This is a genomic window from Yoonia sp. SS1-5 (assembly GCF_038443705.2).
Lineage (GTDB): Bacteria > Pseudomonadota > Alphaproteobacteria > Rhodobacterales > Rhodobacteraceae > Yoonia > Yoonia rhodophyticola.
Window position 1 is genome coordinate 3,413,041 of sequence record NZ_CP151767.2, and the last position, 18,723, is coordinate 3,431,763.

General features: G+C 58.6%; 17 protein-coding genes. 8 read left to right on the forward strand and 9 right to left on the reverse strand.

The genetic code is table 11. From position 1 onward, the window contains the following. Positions 1-2: 2 nt before the first annotated feature. Both AABB31_RS18170 and AABB31_RS18175 read left to right on the forward strand, forming a co-directional pair. On the forward strand, positions 3-896 hold the full coding sequence (locus AABB31_RS18170; RefSeq protein WP_373635115.1) for a glycoside hydrolase family 5 protein: 894 nt from the start codon (positions 3-5) through the stop codon (positions 894-896). 36 nt (positions 897-932) lie between these two features. Then, positions 933-1,226, forward strand: a complete 294-nt coding sequence (locus tag AABB31_RS18175; protein ID WP_342076799.1) for a metalloregulator ArsR/SmtB family transcription factor — start codon at positions 933-935, stop codon at positions 1,224-1,226. 2 nt (positions 1,227-1,228) lie between these two features. On the opposite strand, the gene uxuA is transcribed toward AABB31_RS18175, so the two are convergent. From uxuA to AABB31_RS18215, 8 genes are all read right to left on the reverse strand, one after another. Beyond that, positions 1,229-2,410 carry a mannonate dehydratase gene (uxuA, locus tag AABB31_RS18180; protein WP_342076798.1) on the reverse strand — a complete coding sequence of 394 codons (1,182 nt, stop codon included), beginning with the start codon at positions 2,408-2,410 and terminating at the stop codon, positions 1,229-1,231. Beyond that, positions 2,410-3,498: a sn-glycerol-3-phosphate ABC transporter ATP-binding protein UgpC gene (locus AABB31_RS18185; RefSeq protein WP_342076797.1), complete on the reverse strand. Its 1,089-nt coding sequence runs from the start codon at positions 3,496-3,498 to the stop codon at positions 2,410-2,412. Before AABB31_RS18185 ends, uxuA begins: the two co-directional genes overlap by 1 nt. A 9-nt stretch (positions 3,499-3,507) precedes the next feature. Beyond that, complete coding sequence (locus tag AABB31_RS18190) at positions 3,508-4,551, reverse strand: carbohydrate ABC transporter permease (protein ID WP_342076796.1); 1,044 nt, start codon at positions 4,549-4,551, stop codon at positions 3,508-3,510. 141 nt (positions 4,552-4,692) lie between these two features. Beyond that, the gene (locus AABB31_RS18195) at positions 4,693-5,661 is read right to left on the reverse strand and encodes a sugar ABC transporter permease (RefSeq protein WP_342076795.1); all 969 of its coding nucleotides are present in this window, start codon (positions 5,659-5,661) and stop codon (positions 4,693-4,695) included. 57 nt (positions 5,662-5,718) lie between these two features. Next, the gene (locus tag AABB31_RS18200; protein WP_342076794.1) at positions 5,719-6,993 is read right to left on the reverse strand and encodes an ABC transporter substrate-binding protein; all 1,275 of its coding nucleotides are present in this window, start codon (positions 6,991-6,993) and stop codon (positions 5,719-5,721) included. Positions 6,994-7,047: 54 nt separating this feature from the next. Further along, positions 7,048-8,133 (reverse strand): Gfo/Idh/MocA family oxidoreductase, encoded by a 1,086-nt coding sequence (locus AABB31_RS18205; protein WP_342076793.1) that lies wholly within the window; start codon positions 8,131-8,133, stop codon positions 7,048-7,050. Then, the gene (locus AABB31_RS18210) at positions 8,130-9,131 is read right to left on the reverse strand and encodes a Gfo/Idh/MocA family protein (protein WP_373635116.1); all 1,002 of its coding nucleotides are present in this window, start codon (positions 9,129-9,131) and stop codon (positions 8,130-8,132) included. Before AABB31_RS18210 ends, AABB31_RS18205 begins: the two co-directional genes overlap by 4 nt. A gap of 2 nt (positions 9,132-9,133) precedes the next feature. Further along, positions 9,134-10,195 carry a Gfo/Idh/MocA family oxidoreductase gene (locus tag AABB31_RS18215; RefSeq protein WP_342076790.1) on the reverse strand — a complete coding sequence of 354 codons (1,062 nt, stop codon included), beginning with the start codon at positions 10,193-10,195 and terminating at the stop codon, positions 9,134-9,136. A gap of 93 nt (positions 10,196-10,288) precedes the next feature. Here AABB31_RS18215 and AABB31_RS18220 point away from each other — a divergent pair, with 93 nt between their 5' ends. Genes AABB31_RS18220 through AABB31_RS18230 form a run of 3 tightly spaced genes read left to right on the forward strand, consistent with a single transcriptional unit; the run spans position 10,289 to position 13,632 of the window. Beyond that, positions 10,289-11,005 carry a GntR family transcriptional regulator gene (locus AABB31_RS18220; RefSeq protein WP_342076789.1) on the forward strand — a complete coding sequence of 239 codons (717 nt, stop codon included), beginning with the start codon at positions 10,289-10,291 and terminating at the stop codon, positions 11,003-11,005. Continuing rightward, entirely contained in the window at positions 11,002-12,366 is a 1,365-nt protein-coding gene (gene uxaC, locus AABB31_RS18225) for a glucuronate isomerase (protein WP_342076788.1), read from the forward strand. The genes AABB31_RS18220 and uxaC overlap by 4 nt, the downstream gene beginning before the upstream one ends. A gap of 3 nt (positions 12,367-12,369) precedes the next feature. Then, positions 12,370-13,632 carry a mannitol dehydrogenase family protein gene (locus tag AABB31_RS18230; protein ID WP_342076787.1) on the forward strand — a complete coding sequence of 421 codons (1,263 nt, stop codon included), beginning with the start codon at positions 12,370-12,372 and terminating at the stop codon, positions 13,630-13,632. Between the two features lie 10 nt (positions 13,633-13,642). On the opposite strand, the gene AABB31_RS18235 is transcribed toward AABB31_RS18230, so the two are convergent. Continuing rightward, entirely contained in the window at positions 13,643-15,244 is a 1,602-nt protein-coding gene (locus tag AABB31_RS18235) for a choline dehydrogenase (RefSeq protein WP_342076786.1), read from the reverse strand. A 101-nt stretch (positions 15,245-15,345) separates the two neighbouring features. Here AABB31_RS18235 and AABB31_RS18240 point away from each other — a divergent pair, with 101 nt between their 5' ends. The 3 genes from AABB31_RS18240 to AABB31_RS18250 all read left to right on the forward strand — a co-directional run bounded on the left by AABB31_RS18240 (position 15,346) and on the right by AABB31_RS18250 (position 18,719). Next, positions 15,346-16,578 (forward strand): TRAP transporter substrate-binding protein, encoded by a 1,233-nt coding sequence (locus AABB31_RS18240; RefSeq protein WP_342076785.1) that lies wholly within the window; start codon positions 15,346-15,348, stop codon positions 16,576-16,578. Between the two features lie 101 nt (positions 16,579-16,679). Continuing rightward, the gene (locus tag AABB31_RS18245) at positions 16,680-17,348 is read left to right on the forward strand and encodes a TRAP transporter small permease (protein ID WP_373635117.1); all 669 of its coding nucleotides are present in this window, start codon (positions 16,680-16,682) and stop codon (positions 17,346-17,348) included. Beyond that, complete coding sequence (locus AABB31_RS18250; protein WP_342076783.1) at positions 17,349-18,719, forward strand: TRAP transporter large permease; 1,371 nt, start codon at positions 17,349-17,351, stop codon at positions 18,717-18,719. Positions 18,720-18,723 lie beyond the last annotated feature (4 nt).

The following is an 18,723-nucleotide window of genomic DNA, read 5'->3' on the forward strand; positions in this document are numbered from 1 at the left end:
TTTTGGGCGACGATTTTCCGGTTCAGCGTTGCGTCAATCTTGATCAGGCCCTTGAGGCCCCGCGCGAGGGGGACTGGGGCTATACAATCGCGCGTGGCGATATCGCATGGATTGCGGCACAGGGGTTTGACACGGTCCGGTTGCCGGTCAGATTTCACGCTTATTGGGATGACGGCCTTGATCCGGCGATCCTCGCGCGCGTGGATGAGGTGATCGGGTGGGCCATGGAAGATGGGCTGCAAGTGATCCTTGATCTGCACCATTTTGAGCCCCTGATGGATGATCCATCGACATATGGCCCCACATTTCAGGCGATCTGGACCGTTTTGTCAGATCACTACGCGGGGTACGACGATGCACTGATCTTCGAGCTGCTGAACGAGCCATCCAAAGAGCTGGATACGGCGGGGGCTGTCACCCTGTTCGAGGCCGTTTGGCCGGATATTCGCGCCGACCACCCCGACCGCTGGATCGTGATCGAAGGCGGCTGGTGGTCACATCATAACCAATTGCCCGATCTGCCACTGTTTGACGCGCGGACCGCATTGTCGTTTCACTATTACGGCCCTTGGGAGTTTACCCATCAGCAGGCCACATGGCTGGATAATCCACCGCCGCCCGCATCCTGGGGCAGTCGTGCGGACTGGAACACATTGCGGCGCGATTTTGCGGATGCCGCGGGCCGCGATGCGCCGCTGTTTCTGGGGGAGTTCGGCGTGACCGAGCAAACCGCGCCCGATGAACGGGCCGAATGGATCGGGGCGGTGCGCGAAACTGCGGAAACACATGGAATAGGGTGGTGTCATTGGGGCTTTGCCGGCGGGTTCAAGTTATTCGATCCCGCGACGCAGGATTGGGTGCCCGGTATGTCACCGGCGCTTCTTGGCCAACCCTGATTGACGGGCCTGCCCGGGCCAGAGATATTGCGCGCAATGACATCCAAACTCGATACATTCTTCGGCGCAATGGCCGACCCCACCCGCCGCGCGGTGATCGAAACGCTTGCCCGTGGTCCGGCCAGTGTCAGCACCTTGCATGCGCCGCATGCCATGGCCCTGCCCACATTCATGCGCCATCTGAAAGTGCTGGAAGAAACGGGCATCGTGCGATCTGTCAAAAAGGGCCGGGTGCGGACCTGTCATATTGACCCCGCACCGCTGGTCGAGGTCCAAGGCTGGCTGGCCTGGCAGCGCGAAATCTGGGAACACCGGTCCGACAGGGGCTAGGATCAGGACAGTGCTGCCATGATCCCGCGAAGTTCGGCCAAGCCACGCATCCGCCCGATCAGCGGGTAACCCGGCATGCCGTCTCTGGTCAGATCATCCAGCAATTCATGCCCATGATCAGGCCGCATCGGGATGGTGGCGTCGTGGCGGCCCTGCGCCCAACGTTCAACCTCTTCATCCAGCAGCGCCTTGATGACGCGTACCATGTCGGTATCCCCTTCCAGATGCGCATCTTCGAAAAAACTGTATTTGCCTGCGATGGCGTTGCCCTGCCGGGTGGTGTTGCGCAGGTGAACAAAGTGGATGCGATGCCCCCAATCGCGGATGAACCGCACAAAATCCACGCCTTCTGCGACGCCCATTGACCCGGTGCATAGGGTGATCCCGCTGGCCGGGCTGTCAACAGCGCGCATGACCTGCGCGTAATCGCCGGGTGTGGACATGATCCGGGGCAGCCCCATCAGCGAAAATGGCGGGTCATCAGGATGACAGCACAGGCGCAAACCAAGCGCCTCTGCTGTGGGGGTCACGGCCTGAAGAAAGGCAATCAGGTTCGCGCGCAGCTGGTCGGCATTGATGCCCGCGTAGCGATGCAAAAGCTGCCGGATATCGTCCAGCCCCCAATTGTCATTGGCACCGGGCAGTCCGGCCACGATATTATGTTGCAACTGGCGGCGCGCGTTGTCATCCATGCTGGCAAACCGCTGCGCTGCCTTCTGCGCAAAGTCAGCGGGATAATCTGCATCGGCCCCTTTGCGTTCGAGGATACAGATGTCGAAGACAGCGAAATCCAGCAGGTCAAACCGCATCGCCGTGCCGCCATGCGGCAGCGGCCATCGCAGTGCGGTGCGCGTCCAGTCCAGAACCGGCATGAAATTGTAGCAGATGACCTGCAATCCGGCCGCTGCCAGGTTTTCGAGGCTTTCGATATAGTTGGCGATATGGGTGTCCCAGTCGGGTCCGCGCGTTTTGATGGTTTCTGATACGGGCAGGCTTTCAACCACTTCCCATTCCAGACCCGCCACCCGGATTTCCGATTGCCGTCTGGCGATGTCTTCGACGGGCCAGACAGCCCCCGTCGGCACATGATGCAGCGCCGAGACGACCCCTTCGACCCCAACCTGCGGCAAGGCCGTGATCGGGATCGTATCGGCAGGGCCGAACCAGCGCCACGTCTGTCGCATCAGTTGCCGGTCCGCAGCGTTTTGCCACCGGCAGTGTCAAACACATGCAAATGGTCGCGGTCGATCTTGATCCCGATTTCGGTGTCGTGGGCGATATCAATCTGCCCGCTCAGATGGACAGTGATGGCGGCATCCTTGTGGGTCTTGGCGTAAACAAAGCTTTCGCCGCCAAGCTGTTCTGTGTCGCGGACTTTCACATGGAAATCGGCATCCTCGTCAACTGACAAGTGATTGGGGCGAAATCCGATGGTGATCTGCGCGCCCTCGGTCACGTTGAAATCGGACCGGGCAAAGCTGATCCGCTCATCGGTGTCGGCAATGAAATCGAAGCCACCATCCGTCACAGCAGCGACGCGTCCTTCGACAAAGTTCATCCGGGGCGATCCGATGAACCCGGCCACAAAGATGTTGTTGGGATTGTTATAGATATCCAGCGGGCGGCCAAACTGTTCAACCTCGCCCAGACGCAGCACGGCGATCTTGTCGGCCATGGTCATGGCTTCGACCTGATCGTGGGTCACATAAATCATCGTGTTTTGCAGGCGGCGATGCAGCGCCGCAATCTCGCCCCGCATATCAACGCGCAGTTCAGCGTCGAGGTTGGACAGCGGTTCGTCGAACAGGAATATGGTCGGTTCGCGCACAACAGCGCGGCCAATAGCGACGCGTTGCCGCTGGCCACCGGACAGGGCCTTGGGCTTGCGATCCAGCAGCTGTTCGATCTGCAGCATCTTGGCGACTTCATCGACTTTGGATGCGATGTCCGCCTTGGGCGTGCGCATGTTTTCCAGCCCGAAGGTCAGGTTCTGGCGCACCGACATATGCGGGTAAAGCGCATAGGACTGGAACACCATTGCCAAGCCCCGGTCGGCGGCAGGCACATCGTTGACCACGTGGCCACCGATGGAAATGGTGCCACCCGTGATGCTTTCCAAGCCTGAAATCATCCGCAACAGCGTGGACTTCCCACAGCCTGACGGGCCCACAAAGACGCAGAAATCGCCCTGCTCGATCTCCATGTCGATGCCTTTGATGACCTCCAGATCGCCATAGGCCTTTTTCACTTGGTTCAGCACGAGTTCAGACATGGGGTATTCCTATTTCCCGCCGGTCGAGGCGATGCCGGTGGCGATATATTTCTGCAAAAAGACGAACACACAGGCGATGGGCAACAGCACCAGCATGGTCATGGCCAACAGGTTGGACCATTGGGTGTTCAATTCGCCCTGGAACGAATTCAGCGCCAGTTGCAGGGTGAAGTTATCCGTGCTCGACAGCACGATCAGCGGCCACAGGAAATCATTCCAGCGCCACATGATCGCAAGGATCGCCAGCACCGCAATCGCAGGTGCGGATAGAGGCACGATAATCCGCCAGAAGATCTTCCACTCGGACGCCTTGTCCATACGGGCTGCGTCCAAAATCTCATCCGGGATCGTCAGCATATATTGGCGCAGCAGGAACACACCCGTCGGCGTGGCGGCCCCGGGGATGATCACGCCCCACAGGCTGTCGGCCATGTTCAGTTCCTTGGTGATCAGGAACAGCGGTACCAGTACAACTGTCTGCGGGATCATCAGCGTGCCGATCACCAGCCCCAGCACGACCATCCGCCCCTTGAACTGGTATTTCGACAGGGCAAAGGCGGCCATGGAATTCACCGTCAGCATGATGATCGTGGCGATTGAGGTGATGAAGACGGAGTTCCAGAAGAACTTGAGGAAATTAAACCGCTCAAACAGTTCTTTGTAGTTATCTGTCGCCAGCGCAAAGCGTTCAATCGCCTCGCGGTCGTCGATGTTCACGTTCAGCCGCTCGCCGGGATTGGCGGGGTCCACCATCTGCGCATTTAGACCAATGCGCCGGATCTGGGCAAGCGTTTGCCCGGCATAATCGCCGCCCGTGATGTTATAAAGGGGCAGGGGGTCGTCATAACCGTCGACGACCACTGTTTCTTGCGCCATGGGCAGGATGCGGGGCGGGAAACGTTCCAGCTCTGCATCGGTCTTGAACGATGATAGGCCCAGCCAGATGACGGGCAGGAACATCAGCAACACGCCCAGGAACAGGTAGCCATAGGTCAGCCAATCGGTCCAATGCAGCTTGCTCTTGCCGCGGGTGCGGGTAAGGAACGACATCATGATGTGACCTCGCAATTAAGCGCAGAGGGCAGTGCCCGAACCGAGGGGCAGGAAGCAAAGCGCCCGCCCCGTGGGGGCGGTTCGGGCGCTGCCCGGCCTGTCAGCCGGGCGGACGAGGTGTTCAAGACGCCGTACATCAGATCATCCATCGACATTCTTTCTGTTGATCCACAGTTGGATCACCGTCAGCACGACCAGCACAAACGCCAGCATCAGGGAGGCCGCCGCAGCAGGGCCAAACAGCCGGGGCGCGCCGGCAAACCCGGTCTCGTACACGTACTGAATGATCATCGTGGTCGCAGACCCCGGACCACCGCCGGTAAAGGCGTAGACCTCTTCAAACGTCTGCACGCCCTTGATCGTGGCCAGCACCAGCACCACCAACATCGTGGGCATCAGCAAGGGCAGGGTGATCCGACGGAATGCCCGCCAGGGCGATGCGCGATCCATCTTGGCGGCCTCGTACACATCGCGTGGGATGGCTTGCAGGCCCGCCAGCAGGATCAGCGTGTAGAACCCCATATGGGCCCAGATCGACAGGAATACGGACCAGCCAAAGGCCCAGTTGCGGTCCAGCAGCCAATTGAAAGTCTGCCAGCCCATGCCGTCGATCCACGCATTCAACACGCCTTCGCGCTGTAAGATCCACTTCCAGATCAGGGCAACAACTACGGGGGACAACAGGACGGGGAAAAAGAAAACGGACCGGAAAAAGCCACGTGCGCGGATATCGCGGTTCAGGATCAGGGCGGTGATCAGGGCGAAGGTGACCATCAACCCAACCTGCAGGGTGGTGAACCAGACTGTGTTCCAGACGGCCCGCCAGAACAGATCATCCTTGCAGGAATTAGGGTCCAGATAGCTGTCGCAATCCATCAGATTGGTAAAGTTCTGCGCGCCCACATAGGGACGGTCGGCCAGCAGAATGCCATCGGATCCGGTCAGCGCATAGGCGACATTCACGAGGATCGGCAGAAAGGCGAAAAGGCCAAATAAAACAAGGTTGGGGAAGAGAAACAGCCAGGCGGGGTTCTTGAGCCGCAGCTTGTCTTGCAAGAACTTCATCGGCGCCTCGATCAGGCGCATGACCGGTTCCAGGATCATCAACATCGGCGCGTCCCCCCCACGGAAAGCGGGCCCGCCAGCGTACTGGCAGGCCCGCAGGTCTTAGTTGGCTTCGGCGAGCGCCGTCACCAGATCTTCTTCGGCACGCGCCATTGCATCTTCGACGGACAATTCGCCGACGATGGCCTGGGTCACACGCTCGACCGTGATGTTAAACATCGCGCGGTTGTTCTTGTAACCTTGGTACTGGAAGGCAACCGGGGATACTTTGGCCACCTGACCGGCCCATGCGTTCAGCGCATTGGCGGCACCCTCGGATGCCCCGGCATATTCAACGCCAGCACCTGCCACACCAAGGTGGGCGGGGATGTTTTTGGTCTTGGCTGTCATCTCGGCATAGTTTTCTTCCTGTGCCAGATAGTCGATGGCCTTGGCGACAAGTTCAGGATGCTCTGTGTCGCTGAACCCGACGATGCCAGCACCGCCCGGCATGCCGGAACAACCGCCTGTGCCGCATGGGGATCCCACAACAACCCAGTCAAATGCATCACCGATATTGTCGTCCATCTTGGCGACCTGCCAACTACCGGAATAGTAATACACCAACTGGCCGTTGATGAATTCCTGTGCCGCATCCTGATAGGACGATCCACCAGCACCGGCCCAGACGTCACGCGCCATGGTGCCGTCATTGTGCCAATCAACGAACTTCTGGACGTAAGCGGTAAAGCCGTCATCGACCAGCTTACCTTCGCCATTTTCGTCAAACAGCATCGCGCCATATGAAATCGCAGGGCCCGCGATGCGGTGGCCGGACCGGTCCATCGCCATCGGGAAATCCGTGCCTGTGGCTTCGGCCACGGCGCGGGTCGCTTCGGCCCAATCATCCCATGTGGCATCTTCGCCGGGGACATCGACACCGGCCTGATCAAACAGGGTCTTGTTGATGTAGGCGCCGGTGATGGTCAGCTGCGAATGCAGGCCGTAGATGCCGTTGTCATCAGGGCCCTTGCGATACCAATCAAGTGTGCCGCCAAAGCTGTCTTCCCAATAGGACGCATCCACATAAGGCGACAGATCAAGGTAATATTCGCTTAACCCGCCAAGGTCGGTGACTTTCGCCATGTCAGGGCCGGTGCCTGCAGCAAGCTGCACGGGCAGGCTTTCCAGAATGGCCTTGTAGGGCACTTCGTCGACCACAACGGTCACGCCTTCATTCTCGGCCTCAAACCGGTCAAAGATTTCGCGGGCCGTTGCGCATTCGGTCCCGTCGGACGAGCACATGTAAGTGATTTCTTGCGCCGCAACACCAACAGCAAACAGGCTAAAGCCTGCGGATGCCATCGCCGTTGTCAGCATTTTTGTTGTGAAAGACATTTGTTCCTCCCAGTTGTCTTTTCGGATTCTTAGCCGAATTGTATCATGATTGATCTACTCTAAAAATCCAGTCTTTTCGGGTAGCCAACCATTATAAAGTGCAGCATTTGCACCCAGTGGCAGGTCGATCATGCGTCCGTTGCGGGCGGATTCATAGATCGCACTGACCAATTCCAGTGACCGGCGGCCATCCATTGCCACCACCGCATCTGTGCCGTTGTTTTGTAACGCCTGTGCAAGGGCCGCGAAAAACCCAACAAAACCCAGCGGCGGGGCGGGTTGACCTGCCAGAAATGCGTCAAGCGCGGCCTGATCGCGATTGCGGGTCGTAAAGGTCCATGTGCCAGCCGCAGGCGTATAGGGCAAAAGATCGCTTTCAGCCGTCAGGTTTTCAAAACAGAACCGGAACCGGCTGGTGTCATTGGCCGCACCCAGGGTGATCGAACTGGTGGCCAGCGCACCTGATTCCATCTCGAAACTGATGGCGGCGCAGTCTTCGACCTCAATCTTGTTCACGCGGGTCGCAGTAAAGGCCGACAAGCGTTTGATCGGCCCAAGGATCGCGCAGAGCAGATCATGGTTGTGGATCGCATGGCCCAGCACGGCCCCGCCTTGTTCACCCTGCCACGTGCCGCGCCACGGATTGTCGTAATAATCCGCATCACGCCGCCAATGTGTCTCGATGCTTGCCACCAGTGGCTTGCCCGCAAAACCCGCATCAATCAGCGCGCGCAGCTTTGCGATTTCAGGCCCATAGCGATACTGAAACACCGGCGTCAAAACGCGCCCCGCGGCCTCTGCCGCTGCAATCAGCGCATCAGCATCGCGCAGCGAACTGACCAATGGTTTTTCACAAACGACATGTTTTCCGGCTTGCAACGCCGTCATCGAAATATCGAAATGCAGATGCGGGGGCAGGCAGATGTCGATCAGGTCGATGTCATCGCGCGCAAGCACCGCATCAAAATCCGACGTGACATGGGTCACCGCTGGATCGGCGCGTTCATTGACAATCACCTCAGCCGCGCGGGCCGCATCCAGATCACATAGAACAGGCACCACATAATCATCGGGCAGCTGCAGATAGGCGCGCAAGTGTTCGCGCCCGATCCCGGCACCAATGATGGCAACGCGGATCACGCCTCTGCCATCGCTTGCGCGTGCAAAGCCAGTTCCATGACCTTGAAGCAATGGGCCTGCGACATCGCCGTTTCCGTCCGGTCGCGGATGTCGGCGGCCAGCCGGGCGAAATAGGGATAGCCCGCATAAGACGCATCAATATATTCGCAGCGGGTCCCATTGACGAGGTACAGGTGATCTGTCCCGTCATTCCGGGCCACATCCACATATTTGCGCAACTCGATATACCCGTCTGTCCCCAGAATGGTCAGCCGCCCGTCGCCCCAAGTGGGCAGGGCATCCGGGTTGTACCAATCCACGCGGATATAGCCGTGGCCCTGATCGCTTTTTAGCGACAACTCTCCAAAATCCTGCAGCCCGGGATCGTCCGGGTTGGCGTAATTGGCAACATTGGCCATCGTGACCTTGGCATCACTCGATCCGGTAAAGAACAGGAACTGATCAATCTGGTGCGAGGCGATATCGGTCAAAACCCCCCCATATTTCTCACGCTCAAAGAACCAACCGGGGCGGGTCGGGCGGTTCAACCGATGCGGCCCCATACCCATGGTCTGGATCACGCGACCAATGGCGCCGGCCTGCACCAGTTCGGCGGCCTTTGTCACGCAAGCGACCTCGAACCGTTCAGAGAAATTCACAGACCAGATGCGGCCTGTTTTGGCCACGCAGGCCTTGATCGCATCCAGTTGCGCCATGGTTGTGCAGCCGGGCTTGTCTGTCATGACATCCTTGCCGTGTTCCATCGCCTCAATCGCGAGGGCGGCGCGATCAGCAGGGATCGCTGCGATCAGGATCAGATCAATGCTGTCATCTTCCATCAGTGCCGCACGGTCCGCCATGCGTGGCACACCGGGAAAGCGTTTATCGAACCCATCCAGCGTGCCGGGATCGCCATCGGTCCAGTAGCCCGCGAACTCTGCGCCCACCTCTATCATGCGGCCTGCCATGCCATAGATATGGCGGTGATCAAGGCCGATGGCGGCAAAGCGTAACGTCATAATCAGACCTTCACATCAGGCACAGAAACGGCCCGTTTTTCGTTTGAGGATTGGACGATAGCGCCAATCAGCGCGTGCACCTGCAAGGCCGCGCGACCCGGGACAAGCGGTGGGGTGTCCTGCACCATGCTGTCGGCGAAATCCTCGATCACGTCGCGGTGCCATTCATGGGTGAACGCCATAGGGTCTGCCCCGCCGCCCGTTGCGGCAGTTTCGCCGGTAATATCGGTGCGTCCGTCGCGCCAGATGACCCGCAATTCGCCGGATTGCAGGCGCGCGACGCAATGACTGAAATGCAAGGTGATGCTTTCGGCATCCCCGGGGTAGCTCGCAGTCGAGGCGATCAGTGACCCTGCTGCCCCGTTTTTGAACCGAAAGGCGGCGGTCACATAATCCTCAGCTTCCATTTGGTGCAAATGGGTGGAATGCGCCATCGCCTGCACCGCGTCTACTGGTCCGGCAAGCGACAGCAATAGATCAAGCGAATGGATGGCCTGGCTGATCAGGACGCCACCGCCATCGCGCGCATAGCTCCCCCGGCCCGGCTCATCATAATAGGATTGGTCCCGCCACCAAGGAACAAAAACCTCTGCCATGGCCAGATTACCGGTGGTCCCGCCGCTGATCAGGTCCGCCAATGCCCTGCTGGCCTGCCGGACCCGATGCTGGAAGACAACGCCAAGCGTCACATTTGCCTTTTCACATGTTGTGACAAGCTGTGTGGCTGCGGGCAGGTCCCGTTCGACCGGTTTTTCAAGCAGGATGGATTTTCCGGCCACCGCCAGCGCCTCGACAATGGGCAGACGGGCGTTGGGCGGGGTCAGCACGATGACCCAATGGATATCAGGATCGGCGCAGATCGCCTGCAGGCTGGAATAAGCGGCGACAGAATAGCCGCACCGTTGGGTCGCGTCCCGGGCAAAAGCTTCGGTGGCATCTGGCCGCCTGCTGTATACGGCCCGCAGCCGCAGCTTATGGCCCAGATCGGCCAGCGCCATGACATGCGTGCGTGCAACCATCCCGGCCCCGATAATCGCAACATTGCGCTGGTATCCGTCCGGCATCCTGACGTCCTGTATGACCTGTATACAGGATGACTATTGCAATGTAGAACACGCGGGACAAGCTGAAATTCGCGGCAGGGGCGCATAAGGCAAATGGAGCAAAGGTCCATTGGGCAATTCTTTGACACGGCAACGCCGCGTCCGGTTGAACTGGACCGCAGCGTGGGGGTTCAAATCTTTGAGGCGCTCAAACTCGCGATCCTGCGGATGGAGATCGCGCCCGGCGCGCTGATTTCCGAGACCGAAGTCGGCCGGCTGTTTGCAGCCAGCCGGACACCTGTACGCGAGGCCCTGGCGCAGCTTCGTGCGGCGGGGTTGGTTGTGACGCAGGTCGGGCGCGGCAATTTCGCGACCAAGCTAAGCCAACAGCGGATCAAAGAGGCGCAGTTTATCCGCGAGGCGCTGGAGTTGGGCAATGTTGCGGCCTTGTGCCAGAACGGATTGGACCCGACCCACCGTGCCGCATTGCAACATAACCTCGAGACGCAGAAAAACTGTATGACTGCGGGGGACAAGTTGGGTTTTCAAGCCGTGGATGACCAGTTTCACATGATCCTTGCGCAGGCCACTGGCCATCCTCGGATGGCGCACATCCTTGAGCGTGAAAAGATGGCGCTGGACCGCCTGCGCGTCTTGTCCCTGGATGTTGCCGACCAAATGGGCCAACTGCATGCCGAACATCTTGCGATATTTCAGGCCATTGATGCAGGGGAAGACGCATCCGCCCGACGCAGGATGGAGACGCACTTGCGATCGGTGCTGACAACATTGGCAGATGTCGCAGACCGTCATGAGGAGTATTTTGCGTGAATGACCAATCCCTCAATGGTATTGCAGGCCTCATTTACGACGGCATTCGGCAACTGCCGATTGTGTCCCCGCATGGCCATTGCGACCCGCAATGGTTTGCCGATGACACCCGCTTTCCGGATCCGGCCGCACTGCTGATCCAGCCCGATCATTACGTGTTCCGAATGCTCTACAGCCGTGGCGTCACGCTTGAGGAACTGGGGATCGGCGCGGCCAAAGACCCCCGTGACGTATTCCGCACCTTTGCTGCCCATTGGCATCTCTTTCTGGGGACCCCCAGCCGACGGTGGCTGGAATATTCCTTTCGAGAGGTGTTTGGCTTGGATGTGCCGCTATCCGTTGAAACCAGTGATCTCTATTTCGATGAGATTGCCTTGCGTCTGCGGCAGGACAGTTTTCGCCCGCGCGCCTTGTTTGATCGGTTTGGCATCGCGGTTCTGGCGACGACCGATGGGGCGCTGGATGATCTTGCCGCCCACGGGAAAATTGATGCAGCAGACTGGGGTGGGCGTATCATTCCAACATTTCGCCCCGACAGTATCATCAACCCGCACCATCCGCATTTTGCAGATGACATGACCGCCCTTGCCACACTGACCGGCACAGATTGCGCGCAGTTTCCGGAATATCTGGATGCGATCCGCCAGCGCCGCGCTTTTTTCAAGCAGATGGGCGCCACCGCAACGGATCACGGGGTCACGGATTTGCAAACAGCATGGCTGGACGCGGACACCCTGCAAGACCTTCTGACCCGCGCGCTTGCAGGTGAGTTGAGCGGCTTGGAAGCCGCCCGGTTTGAAGGGCATATGTTGACCGAAATGGCGCAAATGTCGGTTGAGGATGGTCTGGTCATGCAGCTGCATGTTGGATCACGCCGATCGACCAATCGGGCGCTGTTTGCGGCGCACGGGCCTGATATGGGCGCTGATATTCCGCAGCCCGTGAATTGGGTGACGGGGCTTGATGCGTTGTTGAACCGGGTGGGGAATAACCCGGCGCTTGAATTGATCCTGTTTACGCTGGACGAAACGACATATGCGCGCGAACTGGCGCCGATGGCAGGGCATTGGCCAGCACTGCGGCTGGGACCGCCCTGGTGGTTTCATGACAGCGAGAACGGGATTGCCCGCTATCTTGATCAGGTGGTGGAAACCGCAGGCTACTGGAACCTGGCAGGCTTTAACGATGATACGCGGGCGTTCACATCCATCCCGGCCCGGCACGATTTGTGGCGGCGTGGCGTGGCGGTGCATTTGGGTCAGCAGGTCGCGCGCGGCCGGATGGGCCGGTCGGATGCTGCGGATATGGCCAAGCTTCTGGCCCATGATCTGGCGCTGGAAAGCTATCGGCTGGGGGGATAGGGGATGCCAAGGATCCTCCATTTCGGTATCGGGAATTTTCACCGCGCGCATCAGGCGGCCTATATTCAGGTCGCCGATCCGGCATGGCGGATCACAGGCGTGTCGCTGCGCCATGCCACGATCAGGGATGCGCTGGCGTCGCAGGGTTTCGGCTACACATTGGTCATCAGGGATGCCGACGCCGCGCGCTATGAACGGATGGCGGTGCATGATGAGGTCTTGGTGGGGCCAGAGGATGGCGCAGCCATTCTGGATCGGATTGCCGACCCCGATGTGAAAATGATCACCCTGACCGTGACCGAAAAAGGCTATCACCTTGGTGCAGATGGCAGGTTGAACAAGACCGCCCCTTTGATCGCGCATGACCTTGCCGCGCAACTGCCATCAACGGCGATCGGGTTTCTGGCGCGTGGGCTGCGGCGCCGGGCGGACGAATGCGGCCCGCCGGTGAATATCGTGAGTTGCGACAACCTGCCGGACAACGGGCGCAAGCTGGCGCAAGCCATTGTTGCGTTCAGCGAATGGGCCGGGTTGGATCTGGCATCTTATCTGGACGCGCATGTTCGCTTTCCGAACACGATGGTGGATCGGATCGTTCCGGCAACAACCGATGCGCTGCGGGCGGAGGTTGCGGATGCCACCGGGCTGATGGACGCGCATCCGGTGGCAACCGAGGCGTTTTCCGAATGGTATATCGCGGACACAATGCTGTCGCCGATACCTGATCTGGGTGGTGTGGGTGTCCGGATCGTGGCCGATGTCGCGCCGTTTGAATTGCGCAAATTGCGGATGCTGAACGGGGCGCATTCGCTGCTGGCCTATGCGGGGGTGCTGGCCGGCCACGATTATGTGCATCAGGCGATCCGTGATGCGCAATTGCGCGATCAGGTCGCGGCATTCTGGGAAGAGGCCGCAAGCACGTTACCTGCAGCAAGCCGAGATGGTGCGGATGATTATGCGCAGGCGTTGCTTGCCCGCTTTGCCAATCCCGGCCTTCGGCACGAATTGCGACAGATTGCGATGGATGGATCGCTGAAATTGCCCATTCGCATCGCACCGGTTATCGCGGCCAGACAAGCACGCGGTCAGACTGCCCCCGCCGCCGAGGGGGCGAGGCATGCCTGGGCCAGCTTTGTGGCGGCCGCCCTACGCAGCGGGACCGCCATTGATGATCCGCGCGCCGACATCTTTGCCGAGCTCGGCAAAACCCATCGCGGTGATGAACCCGCCCTGATTTCAGCCCTGCTGGACCAGATTTCAGGTTAGGGTCCTGACCCTAGGCCTTGCCCAAGATCAGGTCCGACGCCTTTTCGCCAATCATGATGGCCGGCGCATTGGTGTTACCCGAGACGATCTCGGGCATGATCGAACAATCGGCCACGCGTAACCCGGCAATCCCGTGCACCCGCAACTGATCATCGACCACCGCATCTTTTCCCTGACCCATCTTGCAGGTGCCCGTCGGGTGATAGATCGACGCGGTGTTGCTGCGCGCCCAGTCAAGGGTTGCATCGTAGTCGTCGATGTCCAGATCCTTGTGCGGCCGGAATTCCTCGGAGATTTTTGAGGTCAGCGGGGCGTGCCGGGCGATGCGCCGGGCGATATTGACCCCCTCGACAATTGTCCGACAGTCGGTTTCGGTCGACAGGTAGTTGGGGATGATTTTGGGATAGGTCCGCGGCTCGGCGCTTTGCAACCTGATCTCGCCCCTGCTTTCCGGGCGCAACTGGCAGACGGACATGGTGAATGCCGAAAACTTGTCAGCCCCCTTGCCGGGATTTTCCGCAGAGAGCGGTTGCACATGGAACTGGATATCGGGTGTTTCCAGATCGTCGCGTGTTTTCATGAACCCGGTGGCAAGGCTCGCCGCCATTGTCATGGGTCCTGCACGGAACATCAGGTATTTCAGCCCGATCTTGGCCTGCCCAAGAAGCGAACTGACCTCATCATTCAATGTGGGTTCATTGCATTTGTAAACCAGCCGCGCCTGAAGATGGTCCTGCATATTCCGCCCGACACCTGCAAGGTGCTCGACGACCTCAATGCCATGATCACCAAGATGATCCGCATCACCGATACCCGACAACATCAGGATCTGGGGAGAGTTGATCGCCCCGCCCGACAGCACAATTTCACGCCGTGCGGTCACCGTTTGCTGGTTGCCTGCGCGGTCCGTGTAGGTGACGCCAGTGGCATGTTTGTCCTTGATGATAACCTTTTCGACCTGTGCATGGGTGATGATTTGCAGGTTTTCACGGGATTTCACGGGATTAAGGTAAGCGACAGCCGCGCTGCAACGCCGTCCGTTGCGCGATGTCAGCTGGAAAAATCCCACACCTTCCTGTTCGGCCCCGTTATAGTCGGGGTTGAATTTATAGCCGGCGGCCTGCGCGGCCGCGACCCAGGCATCAGTGATCGGACGTTGAATGCGCATATTCGAGACCGAGAGCGGGCCTTCATTGCCGTGATATTCGTCCGCGCCGCGTTCGTTATTCTCGGCCCTTTTGAACAAGGGCAGCACATCTTCCCAGCCCCAGCCCTGATTGCCCATTTGCCGCCACCGGTTGTAATCCTGCGGCTGTCCACGGACATAAAGCAGCCCGTTCAGCGAGGATGAACCGCCCAGAACCTTGCCGCGGGGCCATTCAATGGACCGGCCATTCAACCCTGGGTCTGATTCTGTTTTGTAGCACCAGTCCACCTTTGGGTTGTGTATGGTTTTGAAATATCCGACCGGAATATGTATCCACGGGTTGATGTCGCGCCCGCCGGCTTCCAGCAAAATGACCTTATTATTTGGGTCTGCGCTCAATCGGTTGGCCAAAACACAACCTGCTGATCCCGCGCCGACAACTATATAGTCAGCTTCCACTTCCATATCCCCCGCTTATGTGAAAAAAATTCTAGGCAGAACGGTTTTACTATACTAGTGTTTTTTGGAACGAAAAGTCTCAATAATTGACAACATGGGAGAGAGTCATGGGAGTTGGAGATAAACTGAAGCACATTTCACGGAGGGACCTGTTCAAAGTTGCAGGGACTTACGGGATGAGCTCCACGCTGATGGCGGCTGGTACTTTTGGCGGGGCGATGAGCCTTGCGAACCTGGCGTCGGCAGCAGAATCCACCTACGAACGCCGCTTTTCGAAGCCGGCAAAATTCAACCTTAAGTTTGGTGCCTCGGGCTTCAACGCGCGGAACCTTCTGATCGAGCGTGCAGGCGCGCTTGAATTCGCACGCGACCTGGAAAGCCGGACTGACGGCGAGATTCGGATCGAATTTATCGGCGACAACCAAATCTGTGGTCAGCTGTCTTGTGTGGAAAAAACGCAGCAGGGTATCGTTGATATCTATGCAGCCTCCACCCAGAACTCTGCCGGTGGTGCGCCATATCTGAACGTGCTGGACTATGCCTACATGTTCCCAAGCCGTGCGGCGCAGTATCACTTCCTGTATTCGCCGGAATCGCAGCGCATCCTGCGTGATCCGCTTGAGGCCCGTCATGGCCTGAAGTTCCTGTTCAGCCACTGCGAATTGCGCGGCATCCAGCTGGGCCTTGGCTGGGAAGATCGTGAAACAGTGACCAGCATCGAACAGCTGTTTGGCACCAAGAACCGCGTGACGGGCACACAGCTGGGCCGTATCGCGATGGAAGCGCTGAACCTGAACCCGGTTCCTGTGGCATGGGAAGAAACACTTGATGGTCTCAAGCAGGGCCTGATTGATGGTGCGGAAACATGGGCATCTGCCGTGGCTTACGCGAACATGTCGCCCGTTGTGTCGCAATCTGTTGATCTGCGCTTCTTCTGCGGAACAGAGCATACGTCGATGTCTGCATCTGTCTTCGACAGCCTGGACGGCTACCTGCAGGATGCGGTCATGGAATCTTCCTATCTTGCGCAGGTGCATGTGCAGGCCGCCAACGAAGCGGCGCTGGTCAAGACCGTGGGTCACTCTGATCCGCAGCTTCCGGGCACGATCTTTGCTGAAAACAATGTGCGCAACGCATTCCTGGCCGATGATCAGATCAAGATGGCCGAAGAAATGTGCTCGCCCGAGTTTCAGCCGCAGCTCTGGGAAGAGTGGCGCGAGCGGATCAACGGCTGGGCCGGTGGCATCGACACATATCAGGACATCTACAATGTTGCGCGGGAAATCCCGGTCGACACATTGCCAGAGAATGTCGAGCCACGCCGCTGGTGGCGTAGCTAAGCCTGCCTGCAGGTCAAGAAAATCAGGTCAGCCCCGGCAAAAGGGGCTGACTTCGAACAAAGAATTAAGCCGGCACAACCGGCCTGATATGGGGGGAGGCCATGTCAATGTTCAGCGACATCGGCGCTATTCTATCTGCATTCGCATCTCAGGACTCTTTTGAAATTCGGAATGCCTTGCGAAGCGAGGCCGCATGGATCGTCGGCGCAATTGCCACGATCCTTGGGGGCCTGTTTTTTCTGTTTCTGTACAGATTTGTTCCATTGCTGGAGCGGCATCTGGAAAAAACCATCATGGTCTGGAGCTATCTGGCCATCGCCTTCATCATCTTTTGGGGGGTGATTGACCGTTTCGTGTTCAACAACCAGCAGCCATGGTCGACGACCATCCCGCCGCTGCTGTTCATGATCATGGCGTGGTATGGCGCATCGTATAATGTCCGCCTGCGCACGCATCTGAGTTTCAGCGAATTCCGGACGGCCTTGCCGCGCACCGGGCAATTGTTTTGCCTTTGCGTTGACGCGGTCCTGTGGTTTGGCCTTGCGGTCATCGTTGTCACGACAACCAGCCGATTGACGGCGCTGTCTGCGTCCAACTTCCAGATCGTGCTGGGGACGGATGACACGATGCAGTGGTGGTTCCTTGCGGCTGCACCGGTTGCCTTTTTGATGCTGACCGGGCGGGTGTTCGAAAACCTCGTGGATGATTTCCGGAACTACCGCAATGGCGACCCGCTTATCGAACAAGCGGTAATCGGGGGGGATACTTAAATGACCGATGGATCCTGGGTCACGATCATCTCGCTTGGGGTGACGTTTCTATTCATGATGGGTGTGCCCGTTCTGCTGATCATTGCCTATTGGGTGATCGGCTGTTCCTTTGTGCTGGGGCTGACGCTCGACAATATGGGGGCGGAACTGTTGAACGTGTTCAACAAGGGTTTCGCGCTGCTGGCCATGCCGCTCTTTATCCTGACCGGCGACCTGATCAACAAGTCCGGTATCGCCCGAAGGCTTTCGGATTTTGCCTATTCCTGTCTAGGCTGGCTTAGGGGCGGGTTGGCGATGGCGTCGCTGGGCGCCTGCGGCCTGTTTGCGGCGATTTCGGGGTCGAACTCGGCGACGACCGCGACAATCGGCTCGATGCTGCATCCGGAGATGGTCAAAGGTGGCTATGACGAACGCTTCTCGGCGGCCACGGCTGCTGCGGGTGGTACAGTCGGGATCATCATTCCGCCGTCGATTATCTTCATCGTCTACGGCTTTTTGATGAACCTGCCGATTTCGGATCTGTTCATTGCGGGGATCATCCCGGGGACGTTGATGGTTGTGGGCATGCAATTGGCCTGCTGGATCATCTGTACCTTGAACGGCTGGGGCTACCTGATCCCGCTGCAACTGAACCGGGTGCTGAAGACTGCGTTTGGTGCATGGCTTGGGTTCCTCGCGATTGGTCTGGTTCTCTGGGGGATTTACACCGGCAAGTTCTCACCAACCGAAGCGGCAGGCGTCACGGTGGGCTTTTGTATCGCTGCGGGTTTGATCAGCTATCCGCTGAACAAGATGATGGGCACCCATAAGGGTGATGATCGCGAAGTGACGGAAAAAGGCTGGGCCGAGATGTTCGTGGTCGAAGGGTTCACCATTCCCGAGATTCCGTCCATCGTTGTCCGCTCTGCACAGATCACCGGTATTCTGGCACCTCTGATTGCGATTTCTGTTGTGATGCAACAGATCCTGTCGCTGCTGGGTGCCCAGCAGGTGATCGGCGATTTCGTGACCTCCATGGGCGGGCCCTATGCGGTTCTGTTCACGGCCATGGCGATTGTCTTTATCGCGGGCATGGTGCTGGAAAGTCTGCCGGTGACGATCATTCTGGCGCCGATCCTGGCCCCGATTGTGACCTCGCCGGCCATTGGGGTTGATCCGGTTCACTTCTCGGTCATCTTCCTGGTGGGGGCATCAATCGGGTTCATCACGCCGCCTTACGGTCTGAACCTGTATGTTGCGTCCGGGGTGACGGGCGTGCCCTATTTCCGGCTGCTGCGTTACACGGTGCCTTATCTCGCGGCATTGTTTGCGGTCTGGATTTTTGTGGCCTTGGTTCCCGACACGGCGTTGCTGTTGCTGCCAAACAGATGATGCG